16 protein-coding genes are annotated in these 16011 nt (G+C 67.2%); 8 read left to right on the forward strand and 8 right to left on the reverse strand.

Features of this window, described 5'->3' with window-relative positions; genetic code table 11:
* On the reverse strand, nt 1-816 hold the full coding sequence (locus E6C72_RS14660) for a sulfotransferase domain-containing protein (protein WP_109083973.1): 816 nt from the start codon (nt 814-816) through the stop codon (nt 1-3).
* Nucleotides 817-1099: 283 nt separating this feature from the next.
* Here E6C72_RS14660 and E6C72_RS14665 point away from each other — a divergent pair, with 283 nt between their 5' ends.
* From E6C72_RS14665 to E6C72_RS14675, 3 genes are all read left to right on the forward strand, one after another.
* Complete coding sequence (locus E6C72_RS14665; RefSeq protein ID WP_109083972.1) at nt 1100-2362, forward strand: tetratricopeptide repeat protein; 1263 nt, start codon at nt 1100-1102, stop codon at nt 2360-2362.
* A 2-nt stretch (nt 2363-2364) separates the two neighbouring features.
* Nucleotides 2365-3288 (forward strand): radical SAM/SPASM domain-containing protein, encoded by a 924-nt coding sequence (locus E6C72_RS14670; protein WP_109083971.1) that lies wholly within the window; start codon nt 2365-2367, stop codon nt 3286-3288.
* 169 nt (nt 3289-3457) lie between these two features.
* Nucleotides 3458-4351, forward strand: a complete 894-nt coding sequence (locus tag E6C72_RS14675) for a hypothetical protein (RefSeq protein WP_136700769.1) — start codon at nt 3458-3460, stop codon at nt 4349-4351.
* 91 nt (nt 4352-4442) lie between these two features.
* Here the strand turns inward: E6C72_RS14675 and E6C72_RS14680 are convergent, their stop codons facing one another.
* From E6C72_RS14680 to E6C72_RS31780, 7 genes are all read right to left on the reverse strand, one after another.
* Nucleotides 4443-5051: a phosphatase PAP2 family protein gene (locus E6C72_RS14680; RefSeq protein WP_158280098.1), complete on the reverse strand. Its 609-nt coding sequence runs from the start codon at nt 5049-5051 to the stop codon at nt 4443-4445.
* A 133-nt stretch (nt 5052-5184) separates the two neighbouring features.
* The gene (locus E6C72_RS14685; RefSeq protein WP_109083968.1) at nt 5185-6552 is read right to left on the reverse strand and encodes a sigma-54 dependent transcriptional regulator; all 1368 of its coding nucleotides are present in this window, start codon (nt 6550-6552) and stop codon (nt 5185-5187) included.
* Entirely contained in the window at nt 6549-8336 is a 1788-nt protein-coding gene (locus tag E6C72_RS14690) for a HAMP domain-containing sensor histidine kinase (RefSeq protein ID WP_109083967.1), read from the reverse strand. The genes E6C72_RS14685 and E6C72_RS14690 overlap by 4 nt, the downstream gene beginning before the upstream one ends.
* Nucleotides 8333-9496 (reverse strand): GNAT family N-acetyltransferase, encoded by a 1164-nt coding sequence (locus tag E6C72_RS14695; RefSeq protein ID WP_109083966.1) that lies wholly within the window; start codon nt 9494-9496, stop codon nt 8333-8335. Before E6C72_RS14695 ends, E6C72_RS14690 begins: the two co-directional genes overlap by 4 nt.
* Nucleotides 9489-10295 carry a carboxylesterase gene (locus tag E6C72_RS14700; RefSeq protein WP_247875457.1) on the reverse strand — a complete coding sequence of 269 codons (807 nt, stop codon included), beginning with the start codon at nt 10293-10295 and terminating at the stop codon, nt 9489-9491. The genes E6C72_RS14695 and E6C72_RS14700 overlap by 8 nt, the downstream gene beginning before the upstream one ends.
* A 56-nt stretch (nt 10296-10351) precedes the next feature.
* Nucleotides 10352-11389: a hypothetical protein gene (locus E6C72_RS14705; protein WP_247875456.1), complete on the reverse strand. Its 1038-nt coding sequence runs from the start codon at nt 11387-11389 to the stop codon at nt 10352-10354.
* Nucleotides 11367-12080, reverse strand: coding sequence for an HAD-IB family phosphatase (locus tag E6C72_RS31780; protein WP_158280097.1), 714 nt, complete (start codon nt 12078-12080; stop codon nt 11367-11369). The genes E6C72_RS14705 and E6C72_RS31780 overlap by 23 nt, the downstream gene beginning before the upstream one ends.
* A 426-nt stretch (nt 12081-12506) precedes the next feature.
* Here E6C72_RS31780 and E6C72_RS14715 point away from each other — a divergent pair, with 426 nt between their 5' ends.
* From E6C72_RS14715 to E6C72_RS14735, 5 genes are all read left to right on the forward strand, one after another.
* A complete protein-coding gene (locus E6C72_RS14715) occupies nt 12507-13850 on the forward strand; it encodes an aspartate aminotransferase family protein (protein ID WP_109083962.1) in 1344 nt (447 codons plus the stop codon).
* Entirely contained in the window at nt 13847-14662 is an 816-nt protein-coding gene (locus E6C72_RS14720) for a MipA/OmpV family protein (RefSeq protein ID WP_247875455.1), read from the forward strand. Before E6C72_RS14715 ends, E6C72_RS14720 begins: the two co-directional genes overlap by 4 nt.
* Nucleotides 14663-14687: 25 nt before the next feature.
* Nucleotides 14688-15041, forward strand: a complete 354-nt coding sequence (locus tag E6C72_RS14725; protein ID WP_109083961.1) for an EamA family transporter — start codon at nt 14688-14690, stop codon at nt 15039-15041.
* Nucleotides 15041-15424 carry an EamA family transporter gene (locus E6C72_RS14730; RefSeq protein WP_109083960.1) on the forward strand — a complete coding sequence of 128 codons (384 nt, stop codon included), beginning with the start codon at nt 15041-15043 and terminating at the stop codon, nt 15422-15424. Before E6C72_RS14725 ends, E6C72_RS14730 begins: the two co-directional genes overlap by 1 nt.
* A gap of 73 nt (nt 15425-15497) precedes the next feature.
* A complete protein-coding gene (locus E6C72_RS14735) occupies nt 15498-16010 on the forward strand; it encodes a TRAP transporter small permease subunit (RefSeq protein ID WP_247875454.1) in 513 nt (170 codons plus the stop codon).
* The last annotated feature ends 1 nt before the right edge of the window (nt 16011 follow it).

Genomic DNA, 16011 nt, shown 5'->3' on the forward strand with positions numbered 1-16011 from the left:
TCAACCCACCGCCGCGCCAGCACCGGGGAAATAGGCGGACAACTCGGCCCCGAAGGTTTGGTCGGCCAGCCCCCGCTCCTCATCGGTCAGCAGGGTCGCATAGCAGCCGCGATGGCCTTTGTTGATGAAACGGCGACCGCCTTCATAGCTGCGCGCGAGTTCCGGCCGGTAGAAGACGCCGGTGCGCCGGTGGCGGACCTCCTCCGCTTCCAGCGCGGCCATCGCCGCCATTCCGCTGCTTTCGACTGCCATCGCCTGCCGCTCGGCCGGAACCGGCAGGTCGAGGAAGCGCAGAATGGCCGCCAGTTCGCGGCCGGGATGATCGACCAGATCGGTGTAGGTGACGAGATGCACCGGGATCTCGCGCTGGTCGAGCCAGGAGCGGACATGCCGCAGCCAGCTTCCGGCAACCTCGAACCCCTCCCCGCCGGTCGCCAGCCAGCGACGGACGAAGTGTCGGAACGCGGGACCATCGGCCGGGCCACCGTCCACGTCGTCGGTCGCACCGGGGTTCAGGAACCGGCGGTAATCCCACGCCGACATCATGACGTCGATGGGGTGACGGATCAGATACACCGCCTTGGCCGTCCGCCCGACGCCGGGACTGTCTGGTCCGAACGGAAAATGCGACTTGACGATCCGGGGCCCCTGCGGCACTGCGAACCGCAGCGCCGGCCATGCATGAATATCGATCACGTATTTCCTTTCGAGGTCACCGATCTCGGCCACGTCGCCGAACAGGCAATGGAACATCAGGAACCCGAGATATGTCACTCCCGACTTCGGGAAGGCCGAAAGGCTGATCACGTCGCGCATGGATCGACATCTCCCTGTATCGGATTCCCACTCGCCCCAACGCACATCAAGAGAAAAATAAATGATCCATAACAACTTTTGGTGACGGCAACTTCTCGGCTGGATTTTGCGATGGCTTGCGCATCCACAATCTCAGGTTTTCAAATATTCCGCATGAAGATCGCCACCGGCGGCATCTCCTGAAATTTGATTATGCGGGCTGAGTTGCTCTGATGTACTAGAATTGTTATATCCATCAGCATTTTGGTGCCTAACGTTGCGGCGAAGGGGGGCGAGGACGCGGATGATCCGACCGGCATCGTCATTCCCAGACGACAGGACTGAGGAGAGCAGGTTCGACCGGATCGCCGTTGGAAATTGGCGGGAGGAGATCCGCCGGTCCACCCTCTCCCACTATCATCACCGGATGGGGGTGGCGCATGAGGCCTCGGGAGACCGCGATGCCGCCATCAAGGCGTTCGAGCTTGCGGTGGCGGTGGATCCCGGACGTTGCGCGTCCGTCCTGCGACTGAACCGCCTGCTGCGGGACGCGGGCGACCCGGTGCGCGCGGGATCCGTTCTGGCCCATGGAATGCTGGCCCGTGGCGGCGACCCCGATGCCCTGGCGCGGGCGCTGATCGACGAAGCGGAGGCCGCCAGGGATGACGGAATGAGCGACGATGCGCTCGCCCTCGTCGCCCATGCGCTTGCCACCAGTCCGCATGCCGCCGCCGCCCATCTGCCCGATCTCGTCGTCGAGGCGGCCGGCCTGCTGCGTGATCGCCAGGAGGAGGCCGTACGCTGGTGCGATCTTGCGGCCCCCCATGCGCAGGACCGTTACAGCCTTCACCATCAGCGGGGCTTTTCCCTGCTGCTGCTGAACCGTCCAGACGAGGCGAGGCGGGAGCTGGCGGTTTCGATCGCCCTGGCGCCGGAGCGGATGCCGTCCTGGTATGTGCTCGGCCAATATCACCGGCTCCGCTTCGAAACCGAAGCCGCGCTGGCGGCCTACCGGCGCGTTTGGGAAAGCGATCACGATCTGCGCTGGTGGGCCGGCCTGATGATCGCGCAGACTCTGCTGCTGGACGGCCGCCTTGCTGAGTCGATGGCCGCCTGCGACGCCGTCCGCCTGCGGAATCCCGCCATGGGCTGGGCGCGCATGATCGGGGGGCTGGTGCAACTCCATGCCGGCGACCTCGACGCCGCCGCCCGCGCGTTCGACCGGGAGCGTCTGAACCATCCCGATACAGGCAGAGCGCGCGTCTTCCGCGGCATGCTGAGGCTCGCATTGAGCCGGCCGCAGGAGGCATTGGAGGATTTCGACGGCAGGCCCGGGGACTTCACCTGCCTTGCCATGTCCCGCCTCGGACGGGCGCTGGCTCTGCTGGAATTGGGCGACACGGCGGAGGCCAGCCATCTGGTTGGCGCTGCCGCGCGGGAGGAGGGCCAGTGGGTCGCCGCCACGCTGCGGCTGCTGGGGCCGCTCGGCCAGGCGCTGGCACCGCTGCTCGCCGCCGTCGGGAACCACGCCCCGGCCGGAGCCGCCGGCCATGGGGGGCCGAATTGACGATGGACGCACTCCCCTCCCCGGCCGCGGCCATACCGGCCGACCCGACGGTGCTCGACACGCCATTCTCGGTTTTCAACATCGAGCTGACCAACCGTTGTCCCTTCAAATGCGTCATGTGCGCGCGCACCGGCAACATGACGCGCCCGCAGGGACTGATGGACTTCGGCCTGTTCCGCAAGGTGATCGACGAGTATGTCCGGGAGAACCCGAAGCACGCGACACAGGCCGATTGCTGGCTGCATCATTTCGGCGAAAGCCTCGTCCATCCGGACTTCGACCGCTTCATCGCCTATGCCTCGGCGCGCGGCGTGTTCACCGCCCTGTCGCTGAACCCGCTGATGCTGAAGCGGCCGACGGCGTTGGCGCTGCTGCGTGCCCGTCCCGCCAAGCTCTATCTGTCGCTCGACGGCCACGACGACGCGTCGTTCGAGCGCATCCGCGGCGTCGCAGCTGCCTATGACGCCTCCGTCCACAACCTGCTTGATTTCCTGGCGCTGAAGAGGTCCTTCAAGTCCAAGGTCCAGGTCATCGTGTCGATGATCGATTTCGGTCTGAACGGCGACAGCATCGCCCGGATGCGGGACTATTGGTCCAACCTCGACGGCGTCGATGCCTTCTTCGCCAAGGAGTTCGTGACCTGGGACGGCAATGCGCCGGACGTGACCTGCCTTGCCAGCGAGCGGCCGCCGCAGCGGGACCATGTCACCTGCCGCTTTCCCTGGAGCAGGATGACCGTCACCTGGGACGGTGACGTCGTGCCCTGCTGTTACGACCACGACAAGCGCTATGTCCTGGGCAATGTGGCGAAGCAGTCGCTGAAGGAGATCTGGAACGGCGGGCCGATGCGGTCGCTGCGCCGGGAATTCCTCGACAACCGCGTCTCCAATCCCTTGTGCCGCAACTGCGATTACCTCCGGGCCTGACCCGCGTCCGCCGCCACACGCAAAGCCAAGCTACACAAGGCAAGCTACACTAGGAAGGACACCGCCGATGCCTGCCGAGTTGGAGGATCTGGTTCCTCTTTTCCGTGCCGGACGCGCCCTGGCCTGGGACCATCACCGCCAGCATCAGCGTTGGGCGGAGCGTCAGCTCATGCTGACCGCCCGCGCCCTGGGCGAGTCCCTGCGGGCGCGCAAGAGCATTCCCCACCTGTCAGACGTCGAGTTCACGGTTTTCTCGCAGACCGGTGAGGACGGCATCATCGAATGGCTGATCCAGAACCTCCCGATCCGCTCCGAAAGCTTCATCGAGTTCGGCGTGCAGGACTATACGGAGAGCAACACCCGCTATCTGATGCGCAACCGCAACTGGCGGGGGTTCGTTCTCGATGCGAATGTGACGCATATCGAGACGATCCGGAACGACGACATCTATTGGAGGCACGATCTGGTCGCGATGTCGGCTTTCATAACGAAAGAGAACGTGAACGAACTGCTTTCACGCAACGGCGGTGGCGGTGGCGGTGGCGGCGAAGTCGGCCTGCTGAGCATCGACATCGACGGCAATGATTACTGGGTGTTCGACGCGATCGACGTGGTTCGTCCGGACATCGTGATATGCGAATACAATGCGGTCCTGGGCGACCTGCATGCCCTGACGATCCCCTATGATTGCGCATTCCAGCGCTCCATCGCCCACCCGTCCTGGCTTTATTTCGGGGCCTCGATCCGGGCGCTCGAACAGGCGGCGGCGCGCAAGGGCTATGTTCTGGTCGGCAGCAACGGGGCGGGGCACAATGCCTTTTTCGTCCGTGCCGAGCTAGCCTCGCATCTGTCCATCGCGGATCGGAGCGCCCGCCCCTCCCTCTTCCGGGAATCCCGGGCCGAGGACGGCAGCCTGTCCCATGTGGGGGGAGTGGAGCGGGCCGCCCTGATCGCCGACATGCCGGTACTCGATCTGGAGACCGGCCGGACGGCACCGCTCGCCGGCCACGGTCAGCTCTACAGCCGCGACTGGCAGACCCGGATGGGAGGCCGTCGTGGCTGACCGCCCGCTTGCCCCAACCGCTTCACGAGAGTGAAGGCATCGGTTGGCAGATTGCGCCGGGTGCCGGTTCCCGATCGGCACGAGAATGCCCTCACTTGCGGTCCAGCGGGAACAGGGCGGTGGGCAGATGCAGCAGCCTCAAGGCCCCCTCGTAGAGCCGGACGACGGCTGGCGTCAGCATCCGATCGACGATGGGGCGTGCCGGAATGACCAGCAGGGACGCGGTGGCGGAGATCAGAAGCGCGCCCGCCATGTCCAGGGGAAAGTGAACGCCGAGATAGATGCGCGCCCAGGCCACGCCCAGTCCGAAGGCCATCATTCCCCATCCCAGCCGCTGCCATGCGCCCCGCAGCAGCAGGCTGATCCCGATCGTCCACATGAAGGTCGCATGGTCGCTGGGGAAGGATGAATTCGCGGCATGCGGGATCAGTTGATGACCCAATCCGATCATGAACGGACGCGGGTGATGCCAGAGGGCGCCGATCGCCGCATTGAGCAGCGCCGCCGTCAGCAGGGCACAGCCGGCACCGACCAGCGCGGCGCGTCCGTCGCGCCGTCCCCACACCCACAGTGCCGCGATCAGGGCCGCGACCAGCACCACCACGTCGTCCGCCAGAAAGCGGGCCAGCATCAGAAGGCCGGCCGGCGGATCGGGCGGAGCGTTCAGCAGAAGGAAAAGATGTTGGTTCAGAGCTTCCATACGTGAGGTCCGATCATTTCGATTCGATGACAGGCAGGGCAGACAGATGGGCCGTGACGTCCGCTCGCGCGCGGGCGCGAACGGCCAGGACGGGTGCATTCGGCTGAATTCGGGAGATTGATCAGGAGTGCCGTCAGTCCATCTGCCTGCGGACCCGGATCCCGAATTTCTTCACCCTGTGCCACAGGCTCCGTTCCGTGATGCCCAGCCTCTTGGCGGCATTGGCCTGGACGCCGCCGCTTTCCTGCAAGGCATCGGTCAGGAACTTGCGTTCGATCCGCTCCAGTTCGGCATCAAGGTCGGCCGGCAGTCTGGCGGCCTGGGCCAGCGGCGGCCGGTCCTCGAAGATATAGGTCGGCAGATCGCTCACCTCCACCATCGATCCCCGGGCAACGATGACCGCGCGCTCCACGCAGTTCTGCAGTTCGCGGATGTTTCCCGGCCAGTGATAGGCCATCATCGCGGACAGCGCCGGACGGCTGAAGCCGGTCAGCCGCTTTCCCATCGATTTCGCGTGCCGGCCGAGGAAATGGCCGGCCAGATCCTCAAGGTCGTCGCCGCGCTCGCGCAGGGCCGGAAGGCGGATCGGAAAGACGTTCAGGCGGTAATACAGATCCTCGCGGAAGGCCCCGCGTTCCACCTCGCGGCGCAGATCGCGATGGGACGCCGCGATGAACCGGACATCGACGCTCAGGGTCCTGGTGCTGCCCACCATCTCGAAGCTCTGCTCCTGGATGGCGCGCAGCACCTTCACCTGCAGGGGAAGCGGCATGTCGCCGATTTCGTCCAGGAAGAGCGTTCCGCCATCCGCGGCGGAAAAGCGCCCTTCCCGATTGGCGACCGCTCCGGTGAAGGCCCCCTTCACATGGCCGAACAGCTCGCTTTCCAGCAAATTGTCCGGGATCGCCGCGCAATTCACCGCGATGAAGGGTTTGTTCCTCCGCGGGCTGTTGTCATGGATGGCTCGGGCGACCAGTTCCTTTCCGGTGCCGCTCTCGCCTTGGAGCAGGACGGTCGCCCGGCTGTCGCAAACCTCCGTGATCTGCCGGAGGACCGCCCGGAACGCATCACTGGTCCCCACGAGGCTGCCGAAATCGTATTTTTCCCGCAGCTCTTCGCGCAGGCGCCGGTTATCGGCCTCAGCTTCCTTAAGTTTCAGCGCGCGCTCGATGGTCGCGACCAGATCGTCGATCTCGAAGGGCTTCGAGATGTAATCGAAGGCCCCCTCGCGGACCAGCGCCACCGCATCGGGCACGGAGGCATAGGCGGTGACGATCACCACCGGTATCTCCGGCCGTGCCGACTGGAGCGCGGCGAGAAGTGCCCGTCCATCCATTCCCGGCATGCGCAGATCGGTCAGGATCAGGCTGACCCGGTTGTCTTCCAGCCAAGCCAGGGCGGCAGCGGCGGACTCAACGAAATGTGCCGGAAATCCACGGGCTTCGAGGGCCACCGCCGTCACTTCGGCCAAACGCACCTCGTCGTCGACGATCAGGATCACGATGGCTCCTCCTCGATCTCGGGCATCAGGGGCAGCCGGAGGACGAAGGTGCTGCCGACGGCGGGCGCGCTGACGAACCGTATGCTTCCGCCATGGCGTTCCAGTATGTCCTGCACGCGCGCCAGCCCCAGCCCGGTTCCCCGCCTTTTCGTCGTGACGAAGGGCTCGAAGATGCGGTCGCGCAGGTCTTCCGGAATCCCGACCCCGGTGTCGCCGACACTGACGACCGCCTCATCCCCCTCGCGCAGGGCCGTCACGGTCAGCGCCCCGCCCTCGGGCATCGCCTCCATCGCGTTCAGCAGAATGTTGAGGAGCGCCTGATGCAATTGGGCGGCATCGCCCTGCACCGGCAGCCTCCTGGCTGGCAGTTCCACCTGCGGAAGGATCTGCCGGCGGGTCATCTCGCCGGCGGTGAATTCCAGGATGTCGCGCAGTTCGGCGGCGAGATCGACGGCCTGCCGCATGGCGGCCTTGGGCCGTGCATAGTCCAGCAGTTCCTGCACCAGGGCCTCCATGCGGCCGACCTCGTCCAGCACGAAGCCGATCAGCCGGTCGGTCGCCTCGGGCGGCTGCGATTTCATGCGCAGGACCTGGCTGGAGGTCTTGATGATGCCGAGCGGATTGCGGATCTCGTGCGCGATCACCGCCGCCGCCTCGCCCAGGATCGCCAGCTTCTCGCGCCGCCGGACCAGCTCCTCGCGTTGCCGCAGCGTATCGAGCTGTCCGGTCATGCTGTTGAAGCCCACGGCGAGCTGTTCCAGTTCCCGGCCGCCCCGGACCGGCACGCGCGCCGAGTAATCGCCTTCATGCACGCGGCGCAGGGCCTGGGTCAGGCTGTTGAGGGGACGGGAGATCAGCTTGGACAAGGACAGGGCGACGATCAGGGAGATCACGCCCGCGACCACCACCAGCAGGACGAAAAGCTCAAGGGTGCGGACGTGGGACAGCAGGGAGACCTGGTCCGATATGCGGCAGGCGACCACCCCCATGAGACTGCCGTCGGTATCGCGGAGCGCCGCGAAGCCGGTGGCGAAATTGTCCGATGCAAACATCCTGGTGGTGACGCTGCGCGCCCCGGCGGCAAGCTGCTCCAGAACGGTCGGCGGAAGCTGGACATCCTCGTCGCGGCCGGCGCTGACGATGGCGGCCTTCCCGTCGGAAATCGCGAACACCTGGACCTTCAGCGACGGGCTGGCGCCGGCGATGTTGATCATCGTCCCGTCCCAGCGGTCGCCGACGAAGACGAAATAGGTCTGCCCCTCATGCTGGAACCGTTTGGCCGATCCAAGCAGCAGAACCGGATGGCCCCCGTCGTCGACAACGAAGAAGCGGCTGCGTTGCCGGCGCGGCAGCCACGCCCCGTCGCCAAGCAGGCCATGGGCGAACAGGATCTGCCCGTCGGCACGATAGACCGCGACGGCATCGTAGCCGACCGAGGTCAGCAGGCCGGTGGACATCTCCATCAGCCTCTTGTCAAGGTTGCCTGCATCGTTGGCCAGACTGGCCGCGACGATGGATGCTGCCTGCCTCGCCTCGTTCTGCTCGTCGGCCGAACGCTGGGTGACGAAGATCGCCGCATCCTGAAGCCAGCGCTCCATGTTCTCGCCGAACAGGCCGGACACGAGATCCGCCATCACGAGGCTGGCGAGGAGCACGGGAAAGATGCTCACCGACAGGAAAGCGATGACCAGCCGCCAGCGCAACGTGAGGGCACCGAACATCGAATAGGCGCGCCTGCCCCCGTCGCAGGGCTTCACCGCCGTGCCTCCCCCGGTCGCCGTCATGGTGACTGCGGTCGTTGCGGCCTGTCCGCCGCCCGCTCACGCCGAAGGCGCAGATCGGGATCCCAGCGGTCGAAGGCCAACCAGGGCGCGGCCAGACGGATCAACCGGTCGAGCAGACGGTTGCGGCAGCGCACGTAATTCGTGGATGGCACCAGGGCACTTCCAAAGCGCAGCTTCGCGGCATAGGCGGTCTGCCCCGTCTGCAGCGTCGTCCGTCCGGTCCCGATGGCCCAGCGCACGTTCTCCATCCAGCTCACCGCATAGAGATTGTGGTCGCGCGCCAAGGGATAAGCCATGCCGAGGAACTTGTCGATCACCCGGTTCCGCTGGAGGAAGAGGAGATTGAAGGCGGCCAGACGCTCCCCCACCCAGTACAGCACGAATTCGACCTGTCCGGGCATGGCCTCCGCCACTGCACGGAAATATCCCTTCGGCAGCTCCTCGAACTCGCCGTAGCGCAGCTGGCTGTTGGTGCGCGTGCTGTCATAGAGCGTCTCGATCCGGTCGGCCACGTCGTCGATCCGCTGGCGATGCTCCACCCTGACCGCCGCCCGGCCTTTCAGCTTCCGGCGCAGATCCTTGCGGGTCGCTACCGAGAGGGTGGCGAGATAGCCGGCTTCGTCGAGGCCGGCCAGATCGAGCTGCGCCACCGGCAGCCCGGCGACGGCGGTGAAACGCCGGGCTGCCAGCAGCGGCGTCAACCAAGGTGCTTCCGGAGCCGATACATCCTTGAACACGATCAGCAGGGCGCCCGAACGTGCCGCTTCCTCCTCCAGCAGGGCAAGCATCGCCTCGACGGCGCGGGCACGCTCCTCGGGCGTCAGCCCCGGCCGGACCGACAGGTGGCAGCGCTCCGCCAGCGGCGAGCCGACACCCAGCATCCCCCACCGCATCAGCCGGGGAAAGCAGCGGTCGAGCAGGCGTCCGACTGTGGCCAGCCGTCCCTGAAAGGGGGTGTCGAGCCGGTATTCCATGCGGAAGAGCGGAAGACCAAGAACAAGCCCCTGCTCGTCGAAGACCGCGGCGGCGAGATCGTTGCCACAGGCCCGGTAATAGTCCCAGCCTTCGGCCTCCCCCGGCTGGCCGGCCGCCCAGCCGTCGGCCGGCAGCGCCACGATGCCCGGAACGATCCGTGCCTGCAACCCGCCCTGTTCAGCCATTGCCGCCCTCCCCGCTCTGATGGAGGTGCAGGGCGGCATCCGGACCGGCGGCGAGTGCTGCGACGAACGAGGCGGTGCGCCGGGCGACGAGATCGCGCTGCCGGTCGACCGTCACCAGATGGTAGGAATCCTCCAGGATCAGCGCCTCCACCCGTCCGCCCAGACGCTCCTGCAGATGAAAGGCGTTGGACAGGCCGGCGGTGTCGTCCTCCCGTGCATGGACCAGCAGCGCAGGTTGCCGGATGTCGGGCAGCAGCGGGCGCAACTCGGCCGTCAGACGCCACATTTCCCGGATGGCGACGGCGGGCGTGGACAGCAAACCGGCACCATTCGGATCGCCGCTCTGCATCGCCCGCAGCACCAGCGCCCGGATGCGCGGATCCTTCACGCCGTAGGGCTCCCTCTCCACGAAGGCGTAGCGCTCTCCGAAGGGCAGGTGGATCACCAGCTTCAGAAGAAAACTGTAGAAGGGAATCGCCCAGCCGTCGTACCACAGCGTCGGCGCCAGCATGACGAGGCCCCGCACGCGCTGCGGCTGCGCCCAGGCCAGACGGGCAGCGAGCAGGGCGCCCATCGACAGGCCGCCAACGGCCACCAGATCGCAGACCGTCTCCAGCCGGTTCAGGCCGGCCTCCACGCTGGCGTACCAGTCGCGCCAGCCGGTCGCCGTCAAATCCTCCGCTGTGCCGCAATGGCCGGCGAGCTGGCAGCACAGCACGGTGATCCCGGCCTCCTGCAACCGGCGGCCCAGGGTCTTCATCTCCACCGGCGTGCCGCCCAGCCCGTGAACCAGCAGCATGCCCGGACGATTTCGGCCGATGCCCGCCCCTTGCAAAAAGATCGTCCGGTCCGCCGTCATGATGTCCAAAGCCCCATTGCCGCCATCTCGTCGGCGGCCTGCATGATCCGCAGGTTGGTGGTGTCGTTGACCGCCGCCGTGACGCGGGCATCGGGTTCCGGCAGACGCGGCCGGTCCGTCGCCGACAGCAGGGTGCGGAAAGGATCGGAGAAGACGGGGCGCGAATAATCGCCGCAGACGTCCATCCCGAGAATCCGCCGGCGTTCGGCCAGCCGCCACACCAGCGCCAGCACCGCATCCAGCGTCAGGCCGCCCTGGTCCCAGTTCGTGACCGCCTCCGCCGGGATCAGCGCATCCTTGTCGAGCGAGATCCACAGCGGCAGAAGCGGAAGCCGGGCGTCAAACCCCTTCATCACCTCGTCCCAGGGTTTCCCTTCCAGGCAGTCCCAGACGATGCGCCCGTCGCGGGTCGTACAGCCCGGCCCCTCCACCGGCCGACCCCACAGGCGGCTCGGCGCCGCGCGCCAGGGATGAACCTCCAGCCTGCCCTGGCGGATCGCCTCCAGATTGGCGAAGGCCAATTGCGGGCGGACGAAATCGTCGCTGGCCGGGCCGATGGTGACGACCCGGTGCACGGACGGCAGCTCCAAGGCCCGATTGACCCAGGCTCCGCAGTTCCAGGTGGCGGGCCAGCCGGTCCAGTCGGGATGGTTGTCGATGTGCAGCACCAGGACGGGACCGGACAACATCTCCAGGAAAAGCGTTGCAAGATGATGGAAATCGCCTGACCCGTAGAAGATAAGCGGCGGCAGGCCATGGGCGATCGGGTCGGCGATCGGGTCCGCCATCGGACAGGCCCCGGCGATCCGCTCCCGCAGGCTGGACAGCGCCGCCTTTCCCGCGACGATGCGCAGCCGGGACGCAAGGTCGCGCGCGTCGATCCGCGTCATCGATCGACCGGCCAGACGCCGTTGCATGCCGGGCTGGGCGGTGAGCGAACCGTCCAGATCGATCAGCAGGGAGCGCACCGGCGCTGTTCCGGCATCGCATTCCATACGGTCGAGAGGCAAGTCAGGCACGGTGGCGAAGTCCATTCCGCACCTCGCCGGTGGCCACGGGACGGACCCGGTCCAACCAGTCCTCGAAACGCGGGGCAAGGTCGCCGAAGCCCGAAAAAGCGGTGTGGGGGATGCCGGTCTCCCGGCAATGGTGCGCAAGCTTTCCCTTCGCGAACACCGCGTCCGCTTGCTCCGCCGCGCAGAAATCGGAACGCCCGTCCCCGATGAGCGCGGCGACACGACCATCCGCAGCCTTGCCCGGAGGAACAGAGAAGCGGCTGCACTTGCAGTTCCCGGCGGCACTCGCGCAGTCAGGCCGGGCATGGGGAAACTCCAGCTGCCAGCGGTCGTCGCCCTGCCAGCGCAGACGGTTGGACAGGACCGGCACATCGAACTCCAGCCGGCGCAGAACGCTGCGCGCCACCCGGTCCAGCCCGTCCGACAGGACGGTCACCGCAATCCCGTGCCGGCGGCACAGCGCCATGAAGGCGGGAAAATCCGGATCGACCTCGATTCCGCCGGCGAACCCGTCAAGATCGGCCGGAAGTGCGCGCAGCAGCGCGACCTGCCGGGCCATGCAGTCGCGTGAACCGATCTCGCCACGCGCCCAGGCCTCCTCCACCGCCTCCCAAGCGGGATCGGCGAAACGTTGCAGGATCAGGTCGGTGGTGTCCTCGCGGGAAATCGTGCCATCGAAGTCGATGAACAGGGTGATCGGCTGGTGCAAGGCGATGGTGTTCCGTTGTCCGCACGCCGGGCGGTGGGCCGGCGTCGCCAACCCTCCCGATAGCAAGCGGCGGGCCACGAGCGAGCCGCCAGCGGGAGATGGCCGGAAGCACTGGCTTCGCGTCACCGGGCATCCGCCTCCCGCCGGAACGCGAGCTACAAATTTTGTAGCTTCCCCCGCGTTTTGATGATCCTGGCCACTGGCAAGGCGTCGCGGTCCGTTACCGGACATAGTTGATACGGCAGGGCGGCCAGAACCCCTGCGGTCCTTGCACCGCAAGGGATCGAGGGCATCCGACGTTGCTGCGGTCGGCGGTCGGCGCCGTCCGCTGCGACGGTGGCGGTCAAGGTGGAACGCTGGATGCAGAGGAAGGCTGGCCGGTCTCTTCCGGCGAACCATCAATTGGCCACAGCAGGCAGTCTTTCGATGACGTCAAGCTATCAGCAGCCGGACCGCACCCGACGGAGCGCGGCCCTGTTCGAGCAGGCCCGCAGCCTGATCCCGGGCGGTGTCAACAGCACGGCACGCGCCACCTGGTCCGGCTGGGATCCCTATCCCCTGTTCGTGGAGCGGGGAACCGGGTCGCGCGTGACCGACGCGGACGGCAACGAGTACATCGACTATCTCCTGGGGCTCGGGCCGATGCTGCTCGGCCACCGGCCGCCCGCCGTCACCAGGGCCGTGGTCGAGTGCATCGAACAGCGCGGCACCGTCTTCGCCCTGCCCAGCGCCGACGAGATCACGCTGGCCCAGAAGATCGTCGCCGCCGTGCCGGGCCTGGAGCGGGTCCGGCTGTGCAACACCGGGACGGAGGCGGTGCTCTATGCCGTCCGTCTCGCCCGCGCCTTCACCGGTCGCCAAAAGCTGATCCGCTTCGAGGGGATGTATCACGGCTTCTCCGACGGGGTTTACTGGAGCAAGCATCCCAAGCTGGAGACCGCCGGCCGCGACGACGCGCCGGTGGCGGTGCCGCAGGGTCCGGGGCTGCCGCGCGGCGTCGGCGACTCCCTGATCATCCTGCCGTGGAACGACGTGGAGGCGCTGCGCAGCACGCTGGAACGGGAGGGCGACCAGATCGCCGCCGTGCTGAGCGAGCCGATCATGTGCAACACCGGCTGCATCCTGCCGGAGCCGGGTTATCTGGAGGCGATGCGCGAGCTGACGCACAAGCATGGCGTCCTGATGATCCTCGACGAGGTCATCACCGGCTTCCGCATCGCGCGGGGCGGCGCCCAGAGCCATTACGGCATCACCCCCGACCTGTCGGTCTTCGCCAAGGGGCTGGGCGGCGGCTTCCCGGTGGCGGCGATGGGCGGGCGGCGCGACGTGATGGCGCTGGTCGAAAACGGCACCGTGTCGATCGCCGGGACCTACAACGCCAACATGATCGCGGTTTCCGCCGCCAACGCCACGTTGGACGAGCTGGCGAAGCCGGGCATGTACGAGAGGCTCCATGCCGTCTCCGACCGGCTGCGCGAAGGGCTGGACCGGCTGGTCCGCGACCTGCGCATCCCCGCCCATGTCGTCGGCCTTGGCCCGGTCTTCCAGCTGTGGTTCGCCGACAAGCCGATCCGCAACTACCGCGATGCAGTCCGCCATGCCGACCATGACGCCTTCCGCCGCTGGTGGGAAGGGATGCTGGGCCGCGGCGTGCTGTTCCATCCCGGCGCCTACGAGAACCTGTTCGTCTCCTTCGCCCACAGCGAGGAGGATGTCGACCGGACGCTGGCGGCCGCCCGTGAAACGCTCACCGAGATGATGGTCGCGTGAGACGGCTGACAGCCTGCGCCCTGGCCGCCGCCGCGTTGACCGGAGTGGCGGCCGGCACACCCACGGTGGCGCTCGCCGACAGCGCCGCCGCGGGGCCGGCGGCGGGCGGTTCCACCCTGGCGCTCGGCGCCGGGGTGGTCGCCCAGCCCGCCTATCCGGGGGCCACCCGCACCGACTGGTCGGCGGCGCCCTATGTCAGTGCGGAGTTCGGCCAAAGCCTCGCCATCGACTCGCTCGACGGCGTCCGGGTGACGGTCCTGCATGAGGGCGTCCTCAGCCTGGGCGCCATCGCCCGATACCAGCCGGGACGGTCCAGCCGGTCCCTGCCGGCCCGGCTGCGCGGTCTGAACGGACTGTCCGACACCGCCGAACTGGGCGGTTTCGCGACGGTCGAAAGCGGCCCACTCTCGCTCGATCTGATCGGGACGGAAGAGGTCAGGCACGGCCGGCGCGGTGCCGTTCTGGAAGCCCATGCCGCCCTGTCGCTTCCGCTGGGCGATCCGGCGGCGCAGCAGGGCTTTTCCCTGGGTCCCTTCGTCAAGGCGGCCAACCAGTCCTACCTGCAACGGAATTTCGGCGTCGATGCCGGGCAGGCGGCGGCGACCGGCCTCGACGCCTTCAGCCCGCATGCCGGCGTCGATTTGGCGGGACTGGAAGCCAATGGCGCGGTGACGCTGATCGACCGCTGGTCGGTCCGGGGCTTCGCCAGCTGGGGCCGGATGCTCGGCAGCGCCTCCAACTCCCCGATCCTGCGGGACGGGGGCCGCAGCAGCCAGCTGTCCAGCGGCCTGTTCCTGGTCTTCACGCCATGAGAATGTTGCCTGTGAGGTTCCGTCCATGACCGGTCTCGCCGTGATCGCCTGGCTGGTGAACATGCTCTGCGACACGCTGGGGCAGCTGTCCTTCAAGGCCGCCGCCGCCCATCCCGGCGATGGCTGGGCGCGCTGGCGGGGAATGGCGTCCGGTCCCTGGCTGTGGGCCGGGATCGGCTGCTTCGTCGTCGAGTTCTTCGCATGGCTCGCCTTCCTGTCGCTGGTGCCGCTGTCCACCGGGGTGCTGCTTGGTTCCATCAACATCGTGCTGGTGATGGTCGCCGGACGGCTGCTGTTCGGCGAGCGGATCACCCGCCTGCGCTTCGCCGGAATCCTGCTGATTGCCGCTGGGGTGACCGCAGTGGGGGCGGGAAGCTGATGCGCCGCGCAATCGCCCTTGGCTTCCTGTGCCTGCTCGGCTTCGACGCGATGGGGCAGCTCAGCTTCAAGGCGGCGGCGCTTGCCGCCCTGCCGATGTCGCCCGACGCCGACTGGATCCTGCGGGTGCTGGCGGAGCCGGTGCTCTATCTGGCCTTTCTCGGCTATCTCGGCGCCTTCGTCACCTGGATGTCGCTGCTCAAGCATGCGCCCATCGGCCCCGCCTTCGCCGCGTCGCATCTGGAGGTGGTGGCGGTGATGCCGCTGGCCGCCCTGCTGTTCCATGAGGCCATCGGCTGGCCGCAGATCGTCGGCGCCGCTGCGATCCTGGCGGGAATCCTGTGCCTCGCCTTGGAGGAATCCGAATCGGAGTCGGGTATTTGATATAAATTCACTCCTTATAAAACAGTGCGCGGCACGAATTGTCCTGCCTTGCGCCACCAGCCATGCGGATGCGATGACACCTGGAGACCACCCGCCGCCCTTCCCACCCGGCTCCCTGCTGTTCCACGCCGACCGGCTGCTCGGCCGGATCGTCGGGGCCGGGCGCTGGCTGGTCTTCGCCGTCACCCTGCTGCTGTTCCTGCAATGGCCGCTGCGCGACCTGTTGCAGGCCTATTCGCGCGAGGCCAACGATCTGGCGCAGTGGCTGTTCGCGCTCTACGTCTCGATGGCCGTGCCCTATGCCACGCGGGCCGGCACGCATCTCGCCGCCGACAGCCTGGGGCACCGGCTGCCGAAGGCGTTGCGGGCACGGATGAACATGCTGGGCGCCCTCCTGGTGCGGCTTCCCTGGTCGCTGTTCATCCTGGTCACCGGCTGGGGGATGATGTCCCGCTCCGTCCTGCAACTGGAAACCTTTCCCGACACCTTCAACCCCGGCTATTTCGTCGTGAAGGCCGGTGCCTGGCTGATGGCCCTGCTGTGCCTGGCCCAGGCCCTGCTCGACATCGCCCGAGGGAGACATTGAG

The sequence above is a fragment of the Azospirillum sp. TSH100 genome, from assembly GCF_004923295.1.
Lineage (GTDB): Bacteria > Pseudomonadota > Alphaproteobacteria > Azospirillales > Azospirillaceae > Azospirillum.